The sequence below is a fragment of the Mucilaginibacter sp. FW306-07-L genome (genome assembly GCF_058782065.1).
In genome coordinates, this window is record NZ_JBYSXI010000001.1 from 946,553 (window position 1) to 969,747 (window position 23,195).

Annotated in this window: 23 protein-coding genes; 12 read left to right on the forward strand and 11 right to left on the reverse strand. The window is 45.7% G+C overall.

Annotation, left to right across the window (positions count from 1 at the left end):
* Position 1: 1 nt before the first annotated feature.
* The gene (locus tag AC3WJC_RS04315; RefSeq protein ID WP_492397838.1) at positions 2-466 is read left to right on the forward strand and encodes a hypothetical protein; all 465 of its coding nucleotides are present in this window, start codon (positions 2-4) and stop codon (positions 464-466) included.
* Between the two features lie 82 nt (positions 467-548).
* Complete coding sequence (locus AC3WJC_RS04320) at positions 549-1,202, forward strand: putative polyvalent protein kinase domain-containing protein (protein ID WP_492397839.1); 654 nt, start codon at positions 549-551, stop codon at positions 1,200-1,202.
* On the opposite strand, the gene AC3WJC_RS04325 is transcribed toward AC3WJC_RS04320, so the two are convergent.
* The gene (locus AC3WJC_RS04325; RefSeq protein ID WP_492397840.1) at positions 1,193-1,831 is read right to left on the reverse strand and encodes a TetR/AcrR family transcriptional regulator; all 639 of its coding nucleotides are present in this window, start codon (positions 1,829-1,831) and stop codon (positions 1,193-1,195) included. The genes AC3WJC_RS04320 and AC3WJC_RS04325 overlap by 10 nt on opposite strands.
* A gap of 33 nt (positions 1,832-1,864) precedes the next feature.
* A complete protein-coding gene (locus AC3WJC_RS04330) occupies positions 1,865-3,154 on the reverse strand; it encodes an aminotransferase class I/II-fold pyridoxal phosphate-dependent enzyme (protein WP_492397841.1) in 1,290 nt (429 codons plus the stop codon).
* A 250-nt stretch (positions 3,155-3,404) separates the two neighbouring features.
* Between AC3WJC_RS04330 and AC3WJC_RS04335 the strand changes: the two genes are divergently transcribed.
* Both AC3WJC_RS04335 and AC3WJC_RS04340 read left to right on the forward strand, forming a co-directional pair.
* Positions 3,405-4,550, forward strand: coding sequence for a M12 family metallopeptidase (locus tag AC3WJC_RS04335; RefSeq protein ID WP_492397842.1), 1,146 nt, complete (start codon positions 3,405-3,407; stop codon positions 4,548-4,550).
* A gap of 120 nt (positions 4,551-4,670) precedes the next feature.
* Positions 4,671-5,129, forward strand: coding sequence for a hypothetical protein (locus AC3WJC_RS04340; RefSeq protein ID WP_492397843.1), 459 nt, complete (start codon positions 4,671-4,673; stop codon positions 5,127-5,129).
* A gap of 95 nt (positions 5,130-5,224) precedes the next feature.
* Here the strand turns inward: AC3WJC_RS04340 and AC3WJC_RS04345 are convergent, their stop codons facing one another.
* From AC3WJC_RS04345 to AC3WJC_RS04375, 7 genes are all read right to left on the reverse strand, one after another.
* On the reverse strand, positions 5,225-6,118 hold the full coding sequence (locus AC3WJC_RS04345) for a hypothetical protein (RefSeq protein WP_492397844.1): 894 nt from the start codon (positions 6,116-6,118) through the stop codon (positions 5,225-5,227).
* A 566-nt stretch (positions 6,119-6,684) separates the two neighbouring features.
* Positions 6,685-6,825 (reverse strand): hypothetical protein, encoded by a 141-nt coding sequence (locus AC3WJC_RS04350; RefSeq protein WP_492397845.1) that lies wholly within the window; start codon positions 6,823-6,825, stop codon positions 6,685-6,687.
* 92 nt (positions 6,826-6,917) lie between these two features.
* Entirely contained in the window at positions 6,918-7,403 is a 486-nt protein-coding gene (locus AC3WJC_RS04355; protein ID WP_492397846.1) for a DUF4385 domain-containing protein, read from the reverse strand.
* Positions 7,400-9,922 (reverse strand): excinuclease ABC subunit UvrA, encoded by a 2,523-nt coding sequence (uvrA, locus tag AC3WJC_RS04360; RefSeq protein WP_492397847.1) that lies wholly within the window; start codon positions 9,920-9,922, stop codon positions 7,400-7,402. Before uvrA ends, AC3WJC_RS04355 begins: the two co-directional genes overlap by 4 nt.
* 927 nt (positions 9,923-10,849) lie before the next feature.
* Complete coding sequence (locus tag AC3WJC_RS04365; RefSeq protein ID WP_492397848.1) at positions 10,850-11,773, reverse strand: hypothetical protein; 924 nt, start codon at positions 11,771-11,773, stop codon at positions 10,850-10,852.
* A 45-nt stretch (positions 11,774-11,818) separates the two neighbouring features.
* The gene (locus AC3WJC_RS04370) at positions 11,819-12,448 is read right to left on the reverse strand and encodes an alpha-ketoglutarate-dependent dioxygenase AlkB (protein WP_492397849.1); all 630 of its coding nucleotides are present in this window, start codon (positions 12,446-12,448) and stop codon (positions 11,819-11,821) included.
* Positions 12,449-12,947: 499 nt separating this feature from the next.
* Positions 12,948-13,664: a hypothetical protein gene (locus AC3WJC_RS04375; RefSeq protein WP_492397850.1), complete on the reverse strand. Its 717-nt coding sequence runs from the start codon at positions 13,662-13,664 to the stop codon at positions 12,948-12,950.
* A gap of 71 nt (positions 13,665-13,735) precedes the next feature.
* Between AC3WJC_RS04375 and AC3WJC_RS04380 the strand changes: the two genes are divergently transcribed.
* The 5 genes from AC3WJC_RS04380 to AC3WJC_RS04400 are packed head-to-tail and all read left to right on the forward strand — an operon-like array spanning position 13,736 to position 17,124.
* A complete protein-coding gene (locus AC3WJC_RS04380; protein ID WP_492397851.1) occupies positions 13,736-15,451 on the forward strand; it encodes an FAD/NAD(P)-binding protein in 1,716 nt (571 codons plus the stop codon).
* A 26-nt stretch (positions 15,452-15,477) separates the two neighbouring features.
* Complete coding sequence (locus AC3WJC_RS04385) at positions 15,478-15,933, forward strand: ferritin-like domain-containing protein (protein WP_492397852.1); 456 nt, start codon at positions 15,478-15,480, stop codon at positions 15,931-15,933.
* 50 nt (positions 15,934-15,983) lie between these two features.
* Complete coding sequence (locus tag AC3WJC_RS04390; protein WP_492397853.1) at positions 15,984-16,559, forward strand: DUF1543 domain-containing protein; 576 nt, start codon at positions 15,984-15,986, stop codon at positions 16,557-16,559.
* Positions 16,556-16,864 carry a chemotaxis protein CheB gene (locus AC3WJC_RS04395; RefSeq protein ID WP_492397854.1) on the forward strand — a complete coding sequence of 103 codons (309 nt, stop codon included), beginning with the start codon at positions 16,556-16,558 and terminating at the stop codon, positions 16,862-16,864. The genes AC3WJC_RS04390 and AC3WJC_RS04395 overlap by 4 nt, the downstream gene beginning before the upstream one ends.
* Positions 16,861-17,124, forward strand: coding sequence for a chemotaxis protein CheB (locus AC3WJC_RS04400; protein ID WP_492397855.1), 264 nt, complete (start codon positions 16,861-16,863; stop codon positions 17,122-17,124). Before AC3WJC_RS04395 ends, AC3WJC_RS04400 begins: the two co-directional genes overlap by 4 nt.
* A 102-nt stretch (positions 17,125-17,226) precedes the next feature.
* Here AC3WJC_RS04400 and AC3WJC_RS04405 read toward each other — a convergent pair whose 3' ends face one another.
* Positions 17,227-17,910 carry a DUF421 domain-containing protein gene (locus AC3WJC_RS04405; protein WP_492397856.1) on the reverse strand — a complete coding sequence of 228 codons (684 nt, stop codon included), beginning with the start codon at positions 17,908-17,910 and terminating at the stop codon, positions 17,227-17,229.
* A gap of 153 nt (positions 17,911-18,063) precedes the next feature.
* On the opposite strand from AC3WJC_RS04405, the gene AC3WJC_RS04410 reads away from it, so the two are divergent.
* A complete protein-coding gene (locus tag AC3WJC_RS04410) occupies positions 18,064-19,569 on the forward strand; it encodes an alpha-amylase (protein ID WP_492397857.1) in 1,506 nt (501 codons plus the stop codon).
* Between the two features lie 325 nt (positions 19,570-19,894).
* Here the strand turns inward: AC3WJC_RS04410 and AC3WJC_RS04415 are convergent, their stop codons facing one another.
* Positions 19,895-20,728 carry an alpha/beta fold hydrolase gene (locus tag AC3WJC_RS04415; RefSeq protein ID WP_492397858.1) on the reverse strand — a complete coding sequence of 278 codons (834 nt, stop codon included), beginning with the start codon at positions 20,726-20,728 and terminating at the stop codon, positions 19,895-19,897.
* A gap of 331 nt (positions 20,729-21,059) precedes the next feature.
* Between AC3WJC_RS04415 and AC3WJC_RS04420 the strand changes: the two genes are divergently transcribed.
* Both AC3WJC_RS04420 and AC3WJC_RS04425 read left to right on the forward strand, forming a co-directional pair.
* A complete protein-coding gene (locus AC3WJC_RS04420; RefSeq protein ID WP_492397859.1) occupies positions 21,060-22,145 on the forward strand; it encodes a glycosyltransferase family 4 protein in 1,086 nt (361 codons plus the stop codon).
* Between the two features lie 40 nt (positions 22,146-22,185).
* Positions 22,186-23,193, forward strand: a complete 1,008-nt coding sequence (locus tag AC3WJC_RS04425) for a glycosyltransferase (protein ID WP_492398987.1) — start codon at positions 22,186-22,188, stop codon at positions 23,191-23,193.
* Positions 23,194-23,195: the final 2 nt, after the last annotated feature.

The window sequence follows — 23,195 nt, forward strand, 5'->3', positions numbered from 1 at the left end:
TATGAGAACGTTAGAAGAATCAAAAAATACCTTATTGAACGTCACTGATCGGAAGTGGCTTGCCTTAGTGGAACTCTTAACCTATGGAGTACTGGAACTGAATGCACGCTGCCTGAAAAGGATCGAGATCATGTACAGTGTGGGCCATTATCCGGCGATGCTTTTCAGGTTAACCACGGAGCTTATCGACCCTGTGAATGGAGCGCTGTCTCCGCAGGTCTCAGGATTTCAATTTGCGCTCGATCAGGATATTGATGATGATGTGTATATAGAACCATTATGTGAGGACGGTTTCTGGCCGGACTATTTGCAAAAGAACGGCATCACGCACGTATTTGCCTGCCAGGAGGTCGGTATCAAAAAAATGTACCATTTCATTGACCAGGAACTTAAGCTTTGGGACCCAGAAAAATTGCCGCACATACCCGAACCGGAAGAGAACGTTTGGCGAACCTTGTCTGAATGAAGTGTTACTGTCCAGATCGGGTAGGGGATCCTTTTGGATCTTTGAAACCAAATATTAAAGAAGTACCTTTACTTATAAATTAATGAAAAGCATCAAAGATGAATTACAACATATCATTCTCGGAGATGAACCGACTGGCCAGGGAGGCAAACTCAAAAAGACCCAAACTTTCCTTAGAGGATATGCGAAAACAAGCCTCCACACTGAAAAGCAGCAGTACCTCAAAGATCAAGAGGCTGAAGCAGTCTTAGCTTTTGCAGATCAGGAAGACCTTCTTTATACCATTCCCGTCAGTGAGGGTGACTTTATCAGTGAAGGAGCTGAGCAGCGTGTTTACCGTCTGAACGACCTCCAGGTCATTAAGACCAACGGTGCGGTCTTTTACGAATACTGGCTGGATTATTTCAACAGCCTGCTTTTGCACAACTATTTTTTTCCCGCTACCGCTTACACTTTTTTAGGCTTCAAAATGGTCTCAGGACAACTGCATGCCGTCGTCATGCAGGATTTTGTGGTAGCCTCAGAACCCACAGACCTTGGTATGGTCAGGCAATTCTTAAGCTATAACGGCTTCGTGTGGAAGCGGAATAACGATTATGTCAACAATGAACTTGGCTTGATCTTCGAAGACCTTCACGATGAGAACGTGTTATCCTACCAGGGCATACTGTTCTTTATCGATACGATCTTTTATCTGACCGCTGATTTCTATCAGCGCGGTCAGGTTCATTCATAGGTTTTATCCAAAATAAAGCTGATCGCTTTTTTGATCCTGTCCATACCCTCCGGCTGGTTCAGGTCGATCTCGCAGAATAGGGAATCAGTTGACTTGGCATGTAACACCAGGTAATAGATACCCGCAACGAGCAAGGATGAGATCGCTCTGAGGTCTACCTCCTTGTTGGCGAACTCTTTATCGGATAGTGCGAAAAAGAGCTTACTCAACAGCTCTCTTTCGTCACAGATCTCCTTCATGATCTTGGAACTTTCGCTGATTTGCCAAAGAATGGTCTTTTGCATCTCCTGATTGTTGTAGAAGTAGTCAAGCTGGCTGGTCAGCAGACATTCCAGGATCGGCTTGGTATCCGGCGCATTACTGTCATGGTCGCGGCTGATCATTCGTGCCGCATCGCCCGAAGCTGCTACCCAATAATCCTTTCCCCGGACGTACGTTTCGATCAGTTCTTCAACGGAATTGAAATACAAGGTGATCAAACGCCTGTTCAGACCTGCGGTCTTGGCAATTGTGGTGGGCGTCAGGCCTGTATATCCTTTTGTCGCTATGACCACACCAACCGCGTCGATCAAGCTTTTCATCGAACGCTCCTTATCATTCTGTGCACCCTGGTAACGTTTTCTATTCATGCGTCAAACATTTCAAGGTGTAAATATAAAAGCCTATTCCATCTTCGCAATTTTTAAACGCTGGTTCACATGATCAAAAGCATTCAGTGCCTTATCCAGGTGTTCCTTCGTGTGAGTAGCCATCAAACTGGTCCTGATTCTTGCATCTTTTCTGGAAACGCCAGGGTAAACGATAGCGTTCGTGTAAATACCTGCCTGCAACAATAACCTGGCAGCATCGCCTGTTTTGTGCGCATCACCGATCTTGACGGGGATGATCGGGGATTCGGTTGTGCCGATATTCAGTTTCATATCCTGCAAGCCTTTTTTGTAGTAGGCCACATTCTCGGCCAATTGTCTCCGCCAGTGCGGTTCTTCATCGATCAGATCAATGGCTTTTAACAGGCAGGCACTCGCTGGTGTTGACGTGGATGAAAAGACCTGTTGCCTTGACTGAAATTTTAAATAGTTCGCTATTTCCGGTTTAGCGATGATAAAGCCGCCGATATGACCGAACGCTTTGCTTAACGTCCCGGCAATGACATCCACTTTGTCAAGCAGACCGAAGATCTCGATAGCGCCGCGACCGCGCTCACCCAACACACCGATTCCGTGCGCGTCATCCACCATTAAAAAGGCACCATATTGTTTGGTCAAACGGTAGATCTCATCCATCCGCGCAAGGTCTCCATCCTGTGAATAAACACCATCAATGATCACGATGCGGGTGGTGAACTTATCTTTTGCATCATTCAGTGCCCGTTCCAAATGGACCATGCTATTATGCGGAAATCTTTTGACAGTAGTTTCATTTAAACCTTCATATACGCTTGCATGAACGGCCATGTCGACAATGGCACAGTCATGCTGCTTTAACAGGGCCAACAGTGTAGAGCTGTTAGCGGTATATCCGGTCGTATAAATGATGGAAGAGTTGTCCGGCCTTCCGAAAAATGCACAAAGCTTTTTCTCCAGTTGAACATGGTAGGCATGGTGTCCCCCGATCAAAGGTGAAGCACCTGCACCCGTTCCGTACTGCTCGATCGCTGCGATGGCGGCCGCTTTGACTTTGGGGTGCTGTGTAAAGTTGAGGTAATCATTCGATACCAGGCTTACACATAGTTGGGCCTCCGTGCTGAACGGTGACTTGACCCAGATCTCCGGGCCGCAGCCGCCATCTGTGACAAACCGGTAATTCATCTGCTGATGAGCTTCCATGTAATTGGTAAAATCCTTGAATACCTCTGCGGTTTGAAAGGAGTCCAGTCCTGGAATGTCCTCAAAATCTTTAAAGCTTGCTTTGTGGAAATCGATGTTGTGCGGGTGTGAAGAAGGTTGTTCCATAACGTGTCTGAATAAGGTAATACCCTAATTTATCTTTTTTCCCGCATGTGGGAAAATTAATCGATCATGTCACCACTTTGGCCAATAGATTTACCCAATTTGCAACTAAATTGTTACATAAATTAATTTTCCCGTATGCGGGAAAATTAATTTATGATTAAGTAACTTGTGTTTTTTTAATTCACGATAAATCAATTGCCTATGACGAAAAATCTTTTGCTAAAATTTAAGGACCATTAATCAAAATTTTATGAAAAAAGTGTACCAATTGGCGGTAATGATCGCACTGATAGCGTTCGTTCCGTCTTGTAAAAAAAATGACGCTGTAAGCACCGATGGAACGGATGCTTTCACCAACGCAAAAGACGGCCTCGTGACCCTAAGATCGGGCGTCGTCGTAGAAAAGAAAGGTGATGACTTCTTTTGGGAGGGCGACATCAGACTAAGTAAAGTACAATTGGAGAATCTCGACAAGTACGGTAACCTGCTGGATAAAAAGCCTGATTATATCGGCTTCGCAAAAAATGTGCACCCGGCGTACAATATACCGTTTGAAAATTCTGCAAATGGACGCGTGATACCGCGTGCCTTCAGTATTTACCCGACACCTTATAACCTTTGGGCGATGGTCAGGATCATCTACGGCTCCAATTTATCGACCGCACAGAGACAGCAGATCGCTTCTGCGCTCCATGAGATCGAGGCCAACACAAATGTCCGGTTTTATAATGCTACTTGCGAACCGCTTACTGACCCGACCTACGGTTTTCAATACCCGAACATTGAATTCTGGTCGATCGGTGATTCCGACACCAGTAACTCCCCGCTAGGAAGGCAAGGCGGCGTACAGCGCATTAACTTGGGCGATTTTGCATTTGATTACCCTTGGCTGAATAATGTGATCATTCACGAGATCTGTCATGCCTTGGGAATGCGACATGAGCATACACGGATAGACCGGGATGATTATGTGAACATCAATACGCCCAATCTGAAGGCACCCGGTATAGCCAATTTTAATAAACCGTCCACGGACTATTACCAATCGGGTCCTTACGATTTTAACTCTGTAATGGGTTACAGTTCTAAGACGCTAAGCACTTCAGTCGTATATAACACAAATGAGGTGATGTACGCCAAAAAAGATGGAACCGAGATCTATCAGGGTTCGACCCAATCTGATCTTGACCGCGCCTGGTTGAATTATTTCTATTTACCTTATGTAGCGAGAACCGATGTTTATGCGGAACTGGCACCTGTTGTTTATAAATCGGATAACACCATTATGACCGCTCAGGAAAGGTCAGATCTGCAAGCACAATTAAACAATGGTAATCCTAATCCGCCCAACTGTTGCTTAATCAACAATGACCTTAATAAACTGACCTGCCCATAACTGATTTTACTGTTTAGCTTAATTTTTCTAAGGGTTTGATAATTGATTTGCTGTAGCAAAAGAGTCTTTGCAAACGTAATAGCATTAGGCAATTATCAAACCCTTTAATTCACAACAGACATGAACAAATTTCAAATCCTGATAGCTTTTCTGTTTCTTGCCGTTATGCAGTCCTGCACCAAGGAAAATACAGAAGGCGAAGTCATTATCGACCCCTTTACCTATGGTAAAAGAATAAATTTTGTGGAAGATTCTATTCGTACCGGCGAGGGTATCTGGACAAAAATCACCAATGGGAATACATTTTCCTGGCTATCTAACGGACAGCCTTTTGAACAGAATTCATTTGCCATTTATCCCAAAGCAGATAATATCAAAACAAACTTTGATTACGTTATCAAAAATGATCAGGTCATCGGGTTTCAGATCGCTTCTGACAGCCTGTATTTCACCAATGCGGCTAAGGCAAGGCGAACCGATCTCAAAGGCAAACTTTTCTATAGAACCGACACCTCGCTTGTACTTTATAATACCGGGGTTAGCCCGACGATCAGCATTATCTATAAACTGAAAAAATAATGATAGCCGATTGCTTAGATCGGTATCACCGAACACAAAATAGAACAGGCGACCTTTATGGTTGCCTGTTCTGTTATCCGACTGGCTATTGTGCATCAAAATCGATAGAACATGCCGATGTTGGCCACATAGCTCCTTGAGCTTCCTCCATTGAAACGTGTGGCTATAGATGTTCCGTTTTTTAGATACGAGATGTCGGTGCCTTTATGGATAGATAGATGATCAAAGATGCCATTCACGTTGATTCCTAAACGCGGTGTAAATAAGTAAAGAGCTTTCAACTTAAGCGTTACGCCCTTCGCATGAGCGGATTGGGCAAAACTTACCGGATGTTGGAAAATATCGATCAGGTTCCAATCCGCTATACCCTTGTAAGAACTCAGGCTAAAACCAAGATCAGCACCGATGCAGATCGCCGGAAGGACCTGATATTCCGAAGATAGCGAGGCTATCCCGCCTTTATAACTTGCCTCATAAGAACTTTCTAACGCACTTAACCGGTCACTGAGCAGATAATACATGGCAGACCTGTCCATGTAGTGAATTCCACCGGCAAGCCGAAAACTGCCCGACCTGATCAGGGTATATTGTCCCCCTACGATGAACATTTGTGATCTGCCCCGATCACTCTCAAATGCTTCCTGAAAGATCGGTGCTGTTCTGTTGTCTCCGGCGTAATCGACATCAGTGCCTGTACCACTCGTTACTTTATAACGCTGATAGTGAACGTTGATCTTCAAAGCGGTATTGACCTGATAACTGCCGTTGCCAAACAGGCCATACGAATTTATCCTGTCAAATTTTAATTCAGATAAGATATTAGGATGCTGTCCATCTGCGTTTCCTGCGATCGACCAATTGAAATGGTTCGCCTCGAAGCCGGTGCCCGCGCTGATCTGGAACCGTTCGGACTGGCCGTAACAGTTAGTGGCTATGATCAGATAGATGATCGTTAGCAATACACATTCCCTGGCGGTCAGGCCTTTCATAATTTGTTGTTTGTGGACAATTTAAAAATTATCCCGCATGTGGGAAAATTAATGACAAGGTTCATGATCAATTCCCAGTGGAAAAAAGGTTCTTTACCTAAATACGTGAAAGTGGTTAGTGGTAACGGAGGTTGTCTGAACAACTGGTCGATTATCCCTTGCACGAACGCTTGATCCAAAAGCCGAAGTAGGCCCATCCCTTAACATGTTCCGAAACTATAAGTAAGATCAGTGCGGTCGCGCCCAGCAATCTGGCTATTCCTATTTCCTGGCGTACCAGTCAGAAATCCGATATCCGCGTATCAATTCCTGATGGCCGGTTGAAAAAAAAATTGAAGAAGGAAAAGAGCATTCCGGCTGCCACCAGGCCAGTCGTTACTCAGTAAATGATCTTAACTGCATTTATGATGTTATTATATTAATATAGTTTACTCCGGGATACTGGTTTCCAGAGAGCACTTTTTAGCTTACAATCAATACAAAGAAAAAAGCGTTCAAATTTCGAACGCTTTTTTCTTTGGTAGATGGTATATATTAAAGCTTATTGGTCGTTTATACAACAACCCTTAAGCTGCTATGAGTTGCAGGAATGCGGCAGATCGAACGTTTACATCGTCGATCTTCCGGATATCTTTTGCAAGGATCGCCTTTAATTGTTTGTCGATCGATTTAACCAGGTCACTTGTTTTAGTTGATGATGCTTTCATGTGTATATCCTTATAAATATGATGCCAGAGACGAAGTCGCTTTGAAGATCGTTCGGGGGGCAGCGTGATGTAGTTTTTTACGGACGGATTATTCAGCCCCTGTTTTTTTTCCAGTTCAGCTTTTCTGTATGATATTGTTCATTGGCTTCCGCGGCCTTCCAGCAGGCATAAAACACGGCGGCAGCTTTCGCTTTTTCTTCTTCACCGGTACCGCGCGCTAAGAGGGCATAATTATCTTCAGCATCATATTTTTTGCCACCCTTGTAATTCGCGTAACGTCTTGCGCGGGTATAACCCATCTGTAAGTATTTACGCGCCATATCGGCCCCGACGAAATCACCCTGTTTAAGATACTTTTGGAACTGTGCGTAGATTTTCGCGCTGCTTTCTTTAGCGATCTCCTCGGTCTTGAAGCGCCAGTTCGGTCCGATCTCGCTTTTATACGGTTCGCAGATCAATACGCCTTGTTCGCCTTTACCCACACGATAAAGTTCGGGATGTTTTTTATAATCGATGTCCGGCTTCCAGGCATATTTGCCGGTATCAAAATTTAAATAAGATGGGGTATCTGCTTTCATAGGTGTTTGGCCAGGTAAGGCGCAGTACGGCTCGCTTTGTTTTTGACGATCGCTGCCGGCTCGCCTTCGGCCACGATCAGGCCGCCTGATTCACCCGCGCCCGGCCCGATATCGATCACCCAGTCGCTGGCCGCGATCACTTCCATATCATGCTCTACCAGGATCACGGTATTACCGGCATCGACCAGGCGGTTCAGCTGGAGTAATAAGCGCTCCACATCTGAAGGATGCAGTCCCGTAGTCGGTTCGTCCAGTATGTACAGGGTTTGACCGTGTTGTGCGCGTTGCAGTTCTGTCGCCAGTTTGATCCGCTGGGCTTCACCGCCTGAAAGTTCGGTCGCAGGCTGTCCGAGCCGCAGGTAGCCCAGGCCAACTTCCCGTACGACCTCCAGTGCGCGGCTGATCGCCGGTTCTTCATCAAAGAAGTTGGCCGCCTCGTCTACGGTCAGGCCGAGCACCTCCGCGATATTTTTGTCTTTATAAAGTATCTCCAGAGTTTTGGGATTATAGCGGGTTCCGCCGCAGGTCGGGCAAGGCGTATAGACACTCGGCAGGAATAGCAATTCGACCATGACCATGCCTTCACCCTCACAATGCGGACAGCGCCCTTTGACAACATTGAATGAAAAGCGGCCGGCATCGAACTTGTGCGCCTTGGCCATGGGCGTAGCAGCGAATAGTTTACGGACATGATCGAACAGGCCGGTATAAGTGGCCAGGTTAGAACGCGGTGTACGTCCGATAGGTTTCTGATCAACCACGACCAGTCGTTTGACATGCTCCATTCCGCTGGTGATCCGACCGCCCAAAGTTTGTGCTTGCGTGTCTTCCAGCGGATCCGCTTCAGTATCGCCGGTAATGTCCACCTGCAGGCCCAAGTGCTCAGCCACCAGTTCTACCAGAACCTGACTGACCAGACTGCTTTTTCCGGAGCCGGAAACACCGGTTACACTGGTTAATACGCCTAAAGGAAAAGCGACATCGAGGTTCTTTAAGTTGTTCCTGGTGACGCCCTCCAGTTTTAAGAGATCTTTAGGTTTCCTGGGATCGCTGATCGTTTTTGTCGTATCGTCATAAATATAGCGCCGTGTAAGCGATTCCTTTACGTCGCGCAGACCTTCAGGTACGCCGCTGTATAAAATATGGCCACCTTTTTCGCCTGCTGCCGGGCCGACATCCACGATCCAGTCGGCATGCCGGATCACATCGATCTCGTGCTCTACGACAAATAAAGAATTACCGGATGCTTTGAGTTTATCCAACGCCCGCAGCAGGGCCTCGGTATCGGCCGGGTGCAGGCCTGCTGACGGTTCATCCAGCACATAGACCACACCGAAAAGATTAGAGCGAACCTGCGTGGCTAAGCGCAGTCGTTGCAATTCGCCCGGCGATAGGGTAGGCGTGCTTCTTTCTATGGTCAGGTAACCCAAGCCCAGGTCCAGCATAACCTGTACGCGGGCCAGGAAGTCTTCGGCGATACGTTTAGCGACAACGACCTTTTCCGGGTGTTTTTCTTCCAGTTGTTTGAGGGCTTTGGCCTCGCCGCTCGCATAGGGCGTAAATATGGTGGCCAGTTTATCCAGGGCAAGCCGGGACAGTTCCGCAATATCATAGCCGGCGAACTTGACGGCCAAGGATTCCTGGCGCAGGCGCTTTCCATGGCACAGCGGACATTCGCTGCTGATCATGTATTGCGCTACTTTTTTTTTCATCAGCGCGCTTTGTGTATTGGCGAACGTATGCCTGACATACCGGCGCGCGCCGGTAAAGGTGCCCATATAGTCTGGCTGGCGCTTGTTTCGGATAAAGCGCTGAATTTCTTCGTGGGTATGACCGGAGTAAACCGGCACAACAGGCTGCTCTTCGGTGAACAGGATCCAGTCCCGGTCTTTTTTTGGCAGGTCTTTCCAGGGGATGTCTAGATCATACCCCATAGTGGTCAGGATATCCCGCTGATTTTGTCCCTGCCAGGCCGATGGCCAGGCGGCGATCGCCTTTTCCCGGATGGTCAGGGTGTCGTCCGGCACCATCGTTTTTTCGGTGATCTCGTAAACCCGGCCCAGGCCATGGCATTCCGTGCAGGCACCTTCCGGTGTATTGGGTGAAAAGGATTCTGCGTAAATAATAGCTTGTCCCGCCGGGTAATCGCCCGCGCGGGAATACAGCATGCGCAATAAGTTAGAAAGGGTCGTAACGCTACCTACCGAGGATCGTGTACTTGCAGTTCCCCGTTGCTGCTGCAAGGCGACCGCAGGCGGCAGGCCTTCGATCTCATCCACTTCCGGAATAGCCATTTGATTGAACAACCGGCGGGCGTAAGGCGATACCGATTCCAGGTAGCGTCGCTGCGCTTCTGCGTAGAGCGTACCGAAAGCTAAAGAGGATTTACCGGAGCCGGAGATCCCCGTAAATACGACCAGTGCATCGCGGGGAATATCCAGGTTTACATTCTTCAAGTTATGTTCGCGGGCACCGCGCACCCGTACAAAGCCGGATAGGTCCGTATCGTTCTTCGCCATGGATATGGAACAAGGAAACGGGATCGAAGTTTCGTTCAGTTCGTTTTGTTCTCACTGCCCGGTTCAGATGCGGAGCGTAAACTGCCCGTTAGCGAATTTCCGCGGAGAAAATGCTTTGAATTTTGACCGCTTTCTAAATGCCGCTCAGCATTTTCGGGTTCCTCAAAAGCTTCCGGCTGCCGGGCGCAAAAACCGGGTTTACCGGATTTGCAAAACACGTACAGGACCGCTTGGAGTAAGTAGCCCCTTACGCTATTTTCGAAAGAAAACGGACAAAAGCGGCGTCAATCTCGGTCAGCCACATCGTACGAACGCATAATGCCCTCCACGTTGTTCCGGTCACCCTCCGGGACATATAGTTCTCCCGCTCCGTCTTTACGACCGCGCTGCTGGCTTTCTTTTTTTACCATTTTTGAAATTAACTGTCTGGGAGGGTCGCAGGGATAGCGGACAACTATTTACTATTATATTTTTAGCCAGGTAAGTTGCCGTATGGCTCTGTTTATTTTCAACAATATCAGCCGGGAGCCTGCCGACAAGCTTCACCGCGAAAAGTTTCCCGTATACCAGCTTGGATAAGATCATTTTCAGTGAACGTAAATGTTTACCTAATAGCATAACCGTTTAGGTGACTGGATTTATCCACTTAGAATGACCATATTTGATCTTTCTGATGGTTGTAATAATTCCATGATACCCACAACTATAGATGAACGGTTACAATGGCTGTGCTCCAACTGCTATACCGAAAGAGGGTATCATGATAAATGAGAGGTACGGTCTTGACTATAATGGAAGCGGTTATAATTGGTATATACCCAACGGAGCCAAGATCTGATGGAGCGTTTCGGGGCTGAGAAAAAACCTTGGTGGCGCCTTTGGTGAGTACTTTGTCCACACCATACGCTTAAGACTTTAATTGCGTCATTAAAATATGAATAGTACTAGATAGATAATCAGTACGACACCGCCATATATCTTCCAGTAAATACTGGTGTCAATCTGTAACGCCGCACCTAAGGCGAAAAAAACCAGGGTTGAAAGGAACGACAGAAACAAGTAGGTTAGCAAATGATGCTTATCAAAAATATAAGTGTAAATGTCATACGAGAACAGGGCGTTACTCTCACCGTTGGCTGGGTGCAGGTATATATAAGGTAAAAAGTCCCCCGCAGTGTTTAACCGGTTCTGATCTGCAGTGTCCATATACCAGGAGTACTGACGTTGAGCACCGTGTTTTAGTTTCCTCTCACTATATGGAAATGATTGTGAAGAGCTGACATATATCTTGTAGCTTAGGTTTTCGGCTGCCAGGCGGCTAAAACCTTCATAGGAGCGCTCAAAACCTGCCTTAAATTCCTCTACTTGAAATTTATAGATCACAGGCGAGCGAGCACCACGGCTCCGTCTGGTAAATGCGGTTACCGTACCCGTCTGTCTGACCAGGTGCTGTTTTTGCTCGATGAACAGATAGGTAAGCACGGAAATAAATGCAACCGGTATGACAATGGCTAATGCCAAACTTAACCGGTAATTGGTCAGCAGGGACAATGCATAGATTCGCTTTTTCAGGACACCACTTAAAATTACCTGGCCTTCCTCATATGAACTTTGTATTTTAGTTGCTTGATGCACAGTACCGACCAGGAAAATCTTCTGACCGTCATTAGCTGTGATCCATACACAGATGTTTTTCCCTGCTAATCCCTTGCCCGTTAACAAAGCATGAGCTGTATGTCTCAATGGCAATTCAAATACGAAGCTGTTCTCCGCAGTTTGTTGTAATTGCAGTGTTCCATGGTCTTTCACTATTGCATTGCCGACCATGATTCTTGGCTCACTGATTTCCATGTGCGTAAGAATTAAATGATGATCCAGTCCTGGAAAAGTCCAAATTTAAGACAAGCCGATATTAAAATAGTCTTTAAGCATCTTAGCGACCTTACCTGATGGGTCTAAAGGATGCACCTGCTTGGGTTTTATTTTGCGGTAAGTAATAGATACGCGACGTTCACGATGCGTAATGGTACCGGCCAAATTATCTTTTTTCCGTGGAGGGATAGCGTGCTTCCATTTTTTTCTGGCATCATCCTGCATAACGTATACCGAGCGTCTTGGCACCTCGATATCGATCACCTCTTCGTTTTTACCCTTAATGAAACGGATGACACAACTGCTTCCTAAATTTATACCACATATCTGGTTCTCGTAATAAGCCCGGTCCTTGTGTGGTTTGATTCCTTCGCCGGGTTGATATTCGTTGATGATCACCTGGTCCGGCAAAAGTTGGATAATTTCTTTGCTGACCAATTCTTCAGCCAGTTTACGCATCTGCGGCGGCATTTCTACCGGGAATGGCACTAAATGATAAGGCTTTTCCAATTCGTTGCGGTAGCCGTAATATTGCAATCTTCTTAGGTAATCGACGATCCAGGTTTGGCTGTCGATTTCCAGGAGTAATTCCTTCTCATGCGTTTCATCAATCAGGTCATGATATAAAAAAAATCCCGGTACTGGTGTTTCCATTGATTAGATTTTAAAACGCTGGAGTTTATCTGAAAGCGCATGAAATTAACAAAAGCATTTGTCTAAAGTTTGTGTTGACGAGCCGGAGAATGGCCTCTGTTAAGCCCAGATGCTGATTCTACGCCGTTTGATAAATGTTTAAGTGGCGCAAAATCGGTTGCGTTCATTTTTATAGATTGATTTAGCCGCTAATTGACTATGGTATATCAGCACAGGATCAGATTAATGGAATTGCATTGCTAAGCATTTGTGCCGGTTAATTTCTCTTGTTTAGGATTGCTATTCACTCAAAGTATGATATACCAGCGTTCGAGGATATGCATATCTGAAGTACATAGGCAGCTTAAAGATTATGAAGCGGTGATTCAGTGTTACACAGTAGAGGCCTCGATAGATTCAAAGCGATCCTGATAAGGGGCCAGATTTTGATTCGAATTACCCATATATCAGGTGTGCATATTATATTAACAGCAAACTGATTTACAGCATTGATAAAACTTTAAGGTTTGGCCCATTCACTCCCAGCAAAACTGGGGTTGACACCAAACTGTTGATATTGTACGGCTACCCGCTGACCTTCAATTATATTGAGTTCGCTAAACGCTAAAAGCACACCGCTGACCACTTTGAAGTTCGAATAGGCCGATGTGTTAGCTTCACTGCCCGTCTGATCTGCGCCGGCACTTAGCCGACCGCTGTTATCGATCATGAATACGTGTCGCTGTGCATCCTGCTCGTATACGACCACTGTGCAGTTAGAAGTTGTGTTAACGCTCACGTAGTCGGCCGAATTGATCGCGGCTTTTCGCAGCCCTAAGATACCGGAGTAAAATCCACCCCTTATTTCCGCCAACCGCGCTGCGGGCAAGGTGCTCGCCTTGCCCGCTTGCCATTGCCAGCCATTTTCTCCCTCAACTTGCTCAATTTGTATCAATTGGCCGTTTTGCCTTACTTCGATCCGGCTGCGTTTAGTGATGATATCGATCATTCCGGTGGCTTGGAGGCCCTGAATGTTGGCTGTGACTTTGGCTGTCTTGATATTATCCAGCGCCGTTCCGCCGTGAGCCGCGTTTGCTTTTAACAATATACTCTTTGCACTGGAAGTAATGGAACTATTGTCGGATGGATCATTGCAATAAGAACGACTGCGAAACGGAGCATAATTGGTAGATATGACATCACCCAAGCTTGCACCTTGTAGGAGAATTATGATCATTCGATCAACACAATCAGCATTAATAATGGTTAAGATCTTGTTACTAATTAAAGAAGCAATTCAACGACCAATTGAAACATAATACACCTCATTTAAAAATAGCGATACTTGGCGGCGGCCCCAGTGCTCTCTTCATTTACAAGCGACTTGTCGAATCTGGCAGAAGCAATACTGAAATTGACATTTTTGAAAAAGGCGGCCGGCTAGGTGCGGGCATGCCTTACAGTACCGATGGAGCCAATGACGAACATATAACAAACGTATCAGGCAATGAAATACCGGATATTGTTACACCCGTTGCCGAATGGATATGCTCCGTACCTAAAGACACGCTCGACAAGTTCCGTATTGACCCTAAGCAGTTTAACGAGTACAAAACCTTACCACGCCTATTATTCGGGCAGTATCTGGTCGATCAGTTTAAGCTGCTGCAACAACAAGCTAAAGAAGCCGGCATAGTAACCAATGTTCACTTTAACTGCACCGTAACCGACGTGGCGGATAACACTGCAAACGAGAAAGTAACAGTAACCTTGAATGGGGATAGCGGTGCTGAGTTTGATAGAGTGATTATTTGCACCGGGCATTTGTGGCCTAAAAAACATGAAGGTAAAATTGAGGGCTATTACGATTCGCCGTATCCACCATCAAAATTGACTTTTAAGGCTAATCATCCGGTAGCGGTTCGCGGGTCATCATTAACTGCAATTGATGCCATACGCACATTGGGCCGATATAACGGAACCTTTGATAAAGATGAGCGTGGCAAAGTGGTGTATAAGGTTAAAGCCGATTCGCCCGACTTTAAAATTCAAATGCACTCGCGCAACGGTTTGTTACCTGCTTTACGCTTTCACCTGGAAGATTCTCACTTAGGTAAAGGCACCATACTTACTGCAGATGAAATTGCGGTTGTAAGAGCTGAAAACGAGGGTTTCCTGCCGTTAGATTATGTTTTTGACAAAAACTTTAAGGCCGGCGTACAACAAAATGACCCGGCTTATTATGAAGAAATTAAAGACTTGTCTATTGAAGGGTTTGTAGCCAAGGTTATGGAGCTTCGTGAACGGGTTGATGCCTTTAAGTTGCTGGCAGCCGAATACACCGAAGCAGACAGATCGATTAAGCGTCGCGAATCTATTTACTGGAAAGAAATGCTCGGCGTTTTAAGCTTTGCAATGAACTATCCGGCCAAATATTTCTCGGCCGAAGATATGCTTCGCTTAAAACGCGAATTAATGCCTTTAATATCTGTTGTAATTGCTTACGTACCTCAAAGCTCAGCTGCAGAAATGCTTGCCATGCACCAGGCCGGGCACCTTAACATAGCATCCGTTGGTGATGACAGTAAGGTGGAAGCTTTAGGCACAGGTGGCATCATCTATCACTACATGGATGAACAGGGTGAGCATCATGAACACTATCAAACATTTGTTGACTGTATAGGTCAGCCCCATTTGTCATTTGATGAATTGCCATTTAAAGGACTGGTGGATGGCAAAACAGTTAGCAAAGCAAAACTTTACTTTAGAGATCAGCAGCAAGGAAAAAAAGAACAGCAGAAACAAGGTGACCAGATTGGCCAGGATAGGGATGGCCGCTATTACCTTACCGTTCCCGGTGTTACCATTAATGATAGCTTTCAGGCTGTTGACGAATATAATGCGCTTAATGAGCGCGTATACATCATGGCGGTGCCATTTATTGGCGGTTACAACCCTGATTATTCGGGTCTGGATTTTGGTGAGGCCGCATCCGGTGCGATTGTGAAAACACTACTGGCTTAAACGCTGTTATTAACAAAAAAACACCTATGGAATCAACAGAAAAGACAATCGATGTCCTGCAGGACCTGATTGAAATTAACAATGACCGTGTAGCCGGTTTCGAAAAAGCTATCGCAGATATTAATGATGAGAACATTGACTTAAAAGCAGTCTTCCAGGAATACTCTGCACAAAGCCGTAAGTTCAGTCAGGAACTGACTGCGTTAGCGGCCGCACGCGGGGGCGAAGCAGAAACCGGTAACAGCGTAAGCGGTACTTTACACCGCGCTTGGATCGATGTAAAATCTTTATTTGGTGGAAGCGACCGTGCAAGCATTCTTTCAGAAGCTGAACGTGGCGAAGACGCTATCAAAAAAGCCTATCAGACCGCTTTAACTGAAGGTCAGCTCTCCGGCGAAGCATTGCAAACGGTTACCACCCAATCACAGGATATTAACGCTGCGCACGATTCCATCAAAGCGCTAAGAGATGCCTCTAAATAATCATATTTATAACTAACCAGAAAGCTGCGGTAAAACGCAGCTTTTTTTATATGGAAGAGCCACTTAAACTTTTCATGGTGCTATTAGGATCGAAACCTGCAAATAGAATGGTTGAGCAGCATGATTATTTCTTCGGAATAGCTGGATCACTTCAGGAACTTGTTCCACAAATGATAGCGTTCTGGCCGGAAGCGGGCAGCAGCTTGCATATCGATGGCTGGCGGGAGGTCACGCGTGTCGAAAATTACGCAGTAAGCGTAATTCCAAAAGCCAACTCACAAGAAGCCGGAAGTGGCAAGCGACTTTTCTTTGTCAATTTGGGCGGTTATCAAAGTGGTAAACTGGAAGAGCAGCACTATACACTCCTTACCGTACAGGATGATAGAAAAGGTGCGATCAAAACTTCTACCATGACTGACTTTTTCAAAGGATCGAGCATTGCGTCAGTCAAAAGCGCCAGCGCGCACATTGACGAGAAATATGGTATTGATGTGGATGATATATATCGTATAGAAGATGTACTGCCAGACGAGGTCAGGTCGAAATATAATATTGTTCTGCTTGCATCTTCTGAAGTTTACCAGGATCAGATCCATTTGGGTTACTACAGATTGGATAAGTTATGAGCAGTTATGATTTTCATGTGATCGGTATCGGTTCATCAGCCGGCGGTATTGATCCACTCAAAACGATTATCGCTGGTTTACCGCCCAGTATAAACGCGGCGATCGTGGTCGTGCAACATATTCCGATCGATCACAGCAGCAAGTTGGATCAAATATTACAACGGTTAACATCTTTACAACTAATTTCGGTGAAAACCATTGAATATATAGAACCAGGAAACATCTATGTAATGGCTGCCGGGAGACAGATCAGATTAAATAACCGATTTCTAACAATTGAAGACAGGTCGGCAAATGATAAATGAATAGGACCATCGATCGCTGTTTCGAAAGTTTGGCTCAAGACGTTGATTTTAAATGCATCGGTGTGATCCTATCGGGTGCAGGTTATGATGGCCTCGACGGTGCCAAAGCTATTGAAGAGAAAGGAGGCTTGGTAATTGTCCAAGATCCTATAACTGCAGATTTCCCGCTGATGCCACAAAACCTGATCGCTAATGATCACCCGGATCATATCCTGACGCCCGAACAGATTATTCGCAAAATTGTTGAAAAAGTTGACTGAAATGGCGATGGCCTTATCTTGAGATTACGCAGAAATTGTCATTAAATCATCTATAGTTTAATACTACATATCCTTAACCCGATCATTAATATTGAAGGCATGTCAGGTCTTTCTTAGTGTAGCTATTGCGATAACCCATTCATTGTGTCCGCATCTGTCGCAGTTAGCCAAAAATGACATGCTGGAAACTTTAGCACAATAAGTACAAGCATAATCACCTTCAGTGTCAACCTTCGTATTCTTTTTCTCGTATGCCTTTGGTAAAATAGGAAGGCCCGGTTTGACCTCATCATCGTCAAAGAAGTAGAAACTCACTTGACCATTGGTTTCAAGCAGGGCAGTTCTGACTTGTCCTACATGCTCTATGCTCTGGCAACGCATCTCCGAAAAGAATTCATCCTTTGCAAAGGTATTGTCACTTTCCTCCTGCAAAGTGAACATTCCATCTTCGATAATATACATTGGCTTACCTTCCAGGATCATCTCCACTTTTTCCGATTTCGAAGCGAAATAAGTGATTGCCCGATATACTATTAATATTACAGCAAAGACCAGTAAAGACGGAAAGATAGCAACATCTTTAGTGAACATTGGATCCCCGGCTGCCGAGCCGAGAGCAATAATGATTGCTACTTCGAAAATGCTGAGTTGTCGAACTCCCTTTTTTCCTGACAACCGTAAAAAAATCAGCACCATTGTGAACATAATTAATGTTCGCATAAGGATTTCCAGCGCGTAAGTCCAGTCCAGTTCATTGATAAAAATTTCATTCCAATCAATATTCATGCAGTAATATTTAAATAAGACTTATAAAGAACTATGAACTTGCATTATGGTTTTACGGTTGTAGCTGACTCTAAGCTTATTAAAAACAATTGGTCAAACATTGAATAAAGATCTTGGTTAACCTCGCGTACCTAAACTAACAGGTACCTCAAAATGGAAAACTTTACAATGCTGCAGTTCTTTGAATGGTATTATCCCGCAGACGGCAGTTTATGGAAACACTTCGCGACCGAAGCGCAGCGGTTAAAAGATATGGGTGTCGAATCCGTGTGGTTGCCCCCTGCACATAAAGGTATGGAAGGTAACCAGTCCAACGGCTACGACTCTTACGACCTTTACGATCTCGGAGAGTTCGAACAGAAAGGCTCGGTTGCGACCAAATACGGCACTAAGCAGGAATTGATCGATGCGGTTGCGGCAGGTAGGCAGGCGGGTTTGCGTGTCTATTGTGATTTGGTGTTAAACCACATGGGTGGTGCCGATGAAAAAGAAACTATTACTGTAAGGAAGGTAGATCCGGCAAGCCGTAATGAATTTATCAGCGAGCCCTACCAGATCGAAGCATTTACTAAATTCACTTTTCCTGGGCGCCAGGGCCAATATTCGCAATTTGTTTGGGACCATCAATGTTTCGCGGGTGTGGATTGGGATGCCGGTAATGAAGAAAGTGCCATTTTCAGTATCCAAAACCAGTATGGTGAAGGCTGGCAGGAAGTGATGGATAACGAAAATGGAAACTATGATTTCCTGATGCTGTGTGATATCGACTTCCGTAACCCGAATGTAAGGGAAGAGTTTAAGCGTTGGGGCAAATGGTTTTACGATACTGTGCAAATGGATGGTTTCCGGCTGGATGCGATCAAGCACATGGATCCGAAATTCTATAACGAATGGCTGGACTTTATGCGAGCGGAATATGGCAAAGAGTTTTTTACCGTAGGTGAATACTGGGCACCTTATGATCTGCAGTCTATGGTCAGCTATATTGATGCAACCGAAGGACGAATGTCCTTATTCGATGCACCACTACAAGCTAATTTTCACCAGGCATCCAAATCTGGTAGTGATTATAACCTATGTACCATTTTTGACGGCACACTGGTACAAGCCAACCCTATGCTTGCCGTAACCCTCGTGGAAAATCATGATACTCAACCTTTGCAGTCACTGGAGCAACCCGTTGAGGCCTGGTTCAGGCCACTGGCATACGCGCTGATCCTTTTGCGCGCTGACGGGTATCCTTGCCTGTTCTATTCTGATCTGTACGGTTCGCATTATCAGGATGCCGGCGGTGACGGCGAGGATTACAAAGTAACACTCAATAAGGTTGATGAATTGGAAGCACTGCTCGCGGTTAGGAAGAGTATGGCCTATGGCGATCAGCGGGATTATTTCGACCATCCCAACTGTATTGGCTGGACGCGAAGCGGAGATGATAACAGGCCCGGATCTGGCTGTGCTGTCGTTATTTCCAATGGTGAAGCTGGAAACAAGTTTATGGAGGTTGGAAAAGTATTTGCAGGTAAAAGCTTCGTGGACAGGCTGGGTAAAGTTGCAGGGGAAGTCATCGTCAACGGTGATGGCTGGGCAGATTTTAAAGTGAACGGTGGATCTGTCAGTGTCTGGGTGTTGAAGGTCGAAAATGGAAACGACCAGTAGTATTTTTCTAACGTTGGAAAGGTGATACACCGAAACGGTCACCAGGGTCTGTTGCATTCCTTGTAGGCAATTGAGAAAACCAGTACAAAATAAATATGTTAGTGTAGCCCAAGTGGACTTGTATTCATCATAGATATTGCTTTTGAGGTACTCCCATTGATGCTTGGCGTCAGCCTGCCTTGACTTTATTCATGCTGACAAACATTAATCTAATAATTGGCTGCATAAACAAAGAGCCGCATCAAGCGGCTCTTTGTTTATGCAGCGTTTACAAATCTCTATATGGGACCCTCCGCATCTTTTGATTATCAGCCGCCAGCGTTTGCTATCTGCTGATGAAATCAATCAGATCAGCATTTAATTGGTCTTTAGCCGTAATAAATAATCCATGCGGTTCCCCTTCGTAAACGATATACTCAGCGCCGCTGATCATCCGGGCAGCTTGCTCACCAGTTGGTTTGATCGGCACGGTCTGGTCATTATCACCATGGATGACCAACGTAGGTACATTCACGGATGCCATATCTGGACGAAGATCCGTGCTGGAAAACGATTCTGCACAACCTAGTGTAGATTTTAGGGTGGCCTGCATCGCGCAGATCAGGTCAAAGGTCAGGCGTTGTTCGCTTACCGGGCTGCTCAATAATCCAACACCGTAGAACTGTTTTCCAAAATCACCCAGGAAACCAGGACGGTCTTTCTGAATATTAGCGGCGATTTCGTCGATCTGTTCTTGTGGCACACCATCAGGATTATCGGCTGTTTGCAGCATAAACGGCGCAATAGAACTGATCAACACCGCTTTGGATACGCCCTGACCGCCATAATTACTAAAGTATTTGACCACCTCGCCGCCTCCCATAGAAAAACCCACCAGCACGGCGTCTTCAAGTTGTAACTCATCGATCAATGCTTTTAGATCGCTGGTCAATGTGTCGTAATCGTAGCCGGTTAGTGGTTTGTTCGATTTGCCGAATCCCCGCCGGTCGTAAGCAATGCAGCGAAAACCGGCATCGGTCAATGCGGCTATCTGGTAATCCCACATGGTATGGTCCAAAGGCCACCCGTGTATCAGGATAACGGGTCGTCCTTTTCCAAGGTCTTCATAAAAAATCTTAGTTTCAGTTCCGTCGGAACTGGTATTGGTGATGAATTTCATGGATAAATTTTTTAAGAGAACAGCCATGCAAGTCAATTGTTCCTTTTAGCACTGGATCATATTACTCCTTTTAAGCATGTCAGCATAGATGAATAACCAAGAGAGTACAGAAAAATATCAAGCGCTGGATCAGCTCAACAAGGCGTGCTGCAATAAGCGGTTCTGTAATGCGCCTGATCGGCTCGGAGGTTAAATATTTGACCGTTTGATTTTCTTATTATTAAAAATCTTATCTTATAATTATCTTCAAAAAACGATTATTCTACAACTTTGAGCGTTATAAGTAAAACATATGTAGGATACCATAGTTGTAGAGATCAAACGTCGCTACATGAACATAGGCATTATCGCTCATCTTAAACATCCGATCCGTAAACCCTACATGGGAGGTCTCGAGGCTTTCACACATGATATCTGTCACCGGCTAAAAGCCCGGGGGCATCAGATTACCTTGTACGCCAGCGAGCTCTCCGATCCGGATCTCAATGTAAAAGTTATTCTGAGTGATACTGACTATGACCGTGAAACCTTTAGCCGGTTCCGTTCACACGAACTGAGTGAAGACTTCATATCGACGCATCACGCGTATTTGGAGACCATGCAGGACATCGATGGTCAAGGTCATGATATTATTTTTAACAACAGTCTGAATTACGTACCGATCACCATGGCTTCGCTTATTCGTACCCCTATGGTCACCGTATTGCATACACCGCCCATATTTGAGCTGAAAAGAGCGATGGCGCATGAGCAGAAGTTAGGACAGATCAAATATGTAAGTGTTTCAAAGCCAAATGCAGATGCCTGGAAGCCCTTCTTAAAAGATTGCCAGGTCATCCATAACGGTGTGGATACCAATACCTGGACATTCCATGCCAACCCGAGCGGTGGTTATGTGATCTGGTTTGGCCGCATTCACCCGGATAAGGGCACCCATTTAGCTATCCAGGCTGCCAGGGAAGCTGGTCGCAGGATTAAGATTGCCGGGACGATAGCTGATCGCAACTATTACGATACTTATGTGGCACCGTTACTTGATGAAAATGTAGAAGTCCTTGGCGCCTGTAACCATGATCAACTGAACGAGCTGATTGGAAATGCGGATGTTAGTGTAATCACACCTTGCTGGGATGAACCTTTCGGATTAGTAGTTGCAGAAAGCCTGGCCTGTGGAACGCCCGTAGCAGGTATATCACGCGGCGCGCTACCTTTTATCTTGTGCGAAGAGACCGGTTGTCTGACCACCAGCAACCGAACCGATGAACTTGCAGACTGCATCAACAAAGCAGCTTCGCTGGATCGCCGAAAATGCCGGGAAAGGGCCGAGATGACATTGGATGCAGATCATATGGTTGAGGCGTATGAAACGCTTTTTGAAGAACTGGTAACAACCACAAATTTGGCTGATGCCAGTTAATATTGCGTACTATATACATCATCATGGGTCGGGTCATGTGATGCGCGCTATAGCCATTAGCCGTGCGCTGCCGGATTGTAACATAACCTTCCTGGGCAGCAGCCTTACAGGCTACATGCCGCTGATGCCTCCGAATGTGAGATGTATCCATTTGCCAATGGATACGGCAAACGAAACGGATGCAAACCATATTCACTACAATCCCGTCGAATCTTTCCATTATGCCCCCCTCAATGTAGCCGGACTGCGAGAACGGAACAGGATTATGACAGCGCTTTTTGCTGAGCAATATCCGCTTCTGCTTATTGTAGATGTATCCGTCGAGATCACCCTTCTGGCACGGCTTTGCGGCATACCCACTATAGTGGTAAGGCAACACGGCAGTCGACACGATCCTGCACACCTGGCTGCCTATCAAAGTGCAAGTGCTTTGCTCGCTCCATATCCCGAAACTATGCAGCGGCAGGAAGCAAAGTGGCTCACGGATAAGACCATTTATACCGGCGGGTTCAGCCGTTACGATATTAAGGATGAGTATAAAAATCCGGCCGAAAATCTATCGGTTGCTGTGTTGACCGGCAGCGGGGGAACGAGCATCGATCTGCAATTTATCTGCTATCTTGCCAGGCATTGCAGCGATTGGAATTTTTACGTGATCGGTTTGCCGAAGCCAGAAACAAAAAATCTGCCGGAGAATATAATCTTTCACGGCCACTTGCAGGATCCCCTCGAATTACTGATAAGTGCAAGCGTTGTCATCGGTAATGCCGGGCACAATACAGTAATGGAGATGGCATCCTTAAACAAGCGCTTTATTGCTATTCCGGAAGACAGGCCTTTCGGTGAACAAATGCAAAAGGCTGAGATATTGCAGGAACTTGGCTTAGCTACAGTAATTAAACCTCAGGCATTTTATCAAACTGACTGGCAGGCGTTGCTATCCGACACCGCTCAATCTTTACCGGATTGGACGGTAATCGTTGTGCCTGAAGCTACAAATCTGGCAGCGAAAGGCATCCTTGCGGTATACCAATCAATCTTTGATTGATC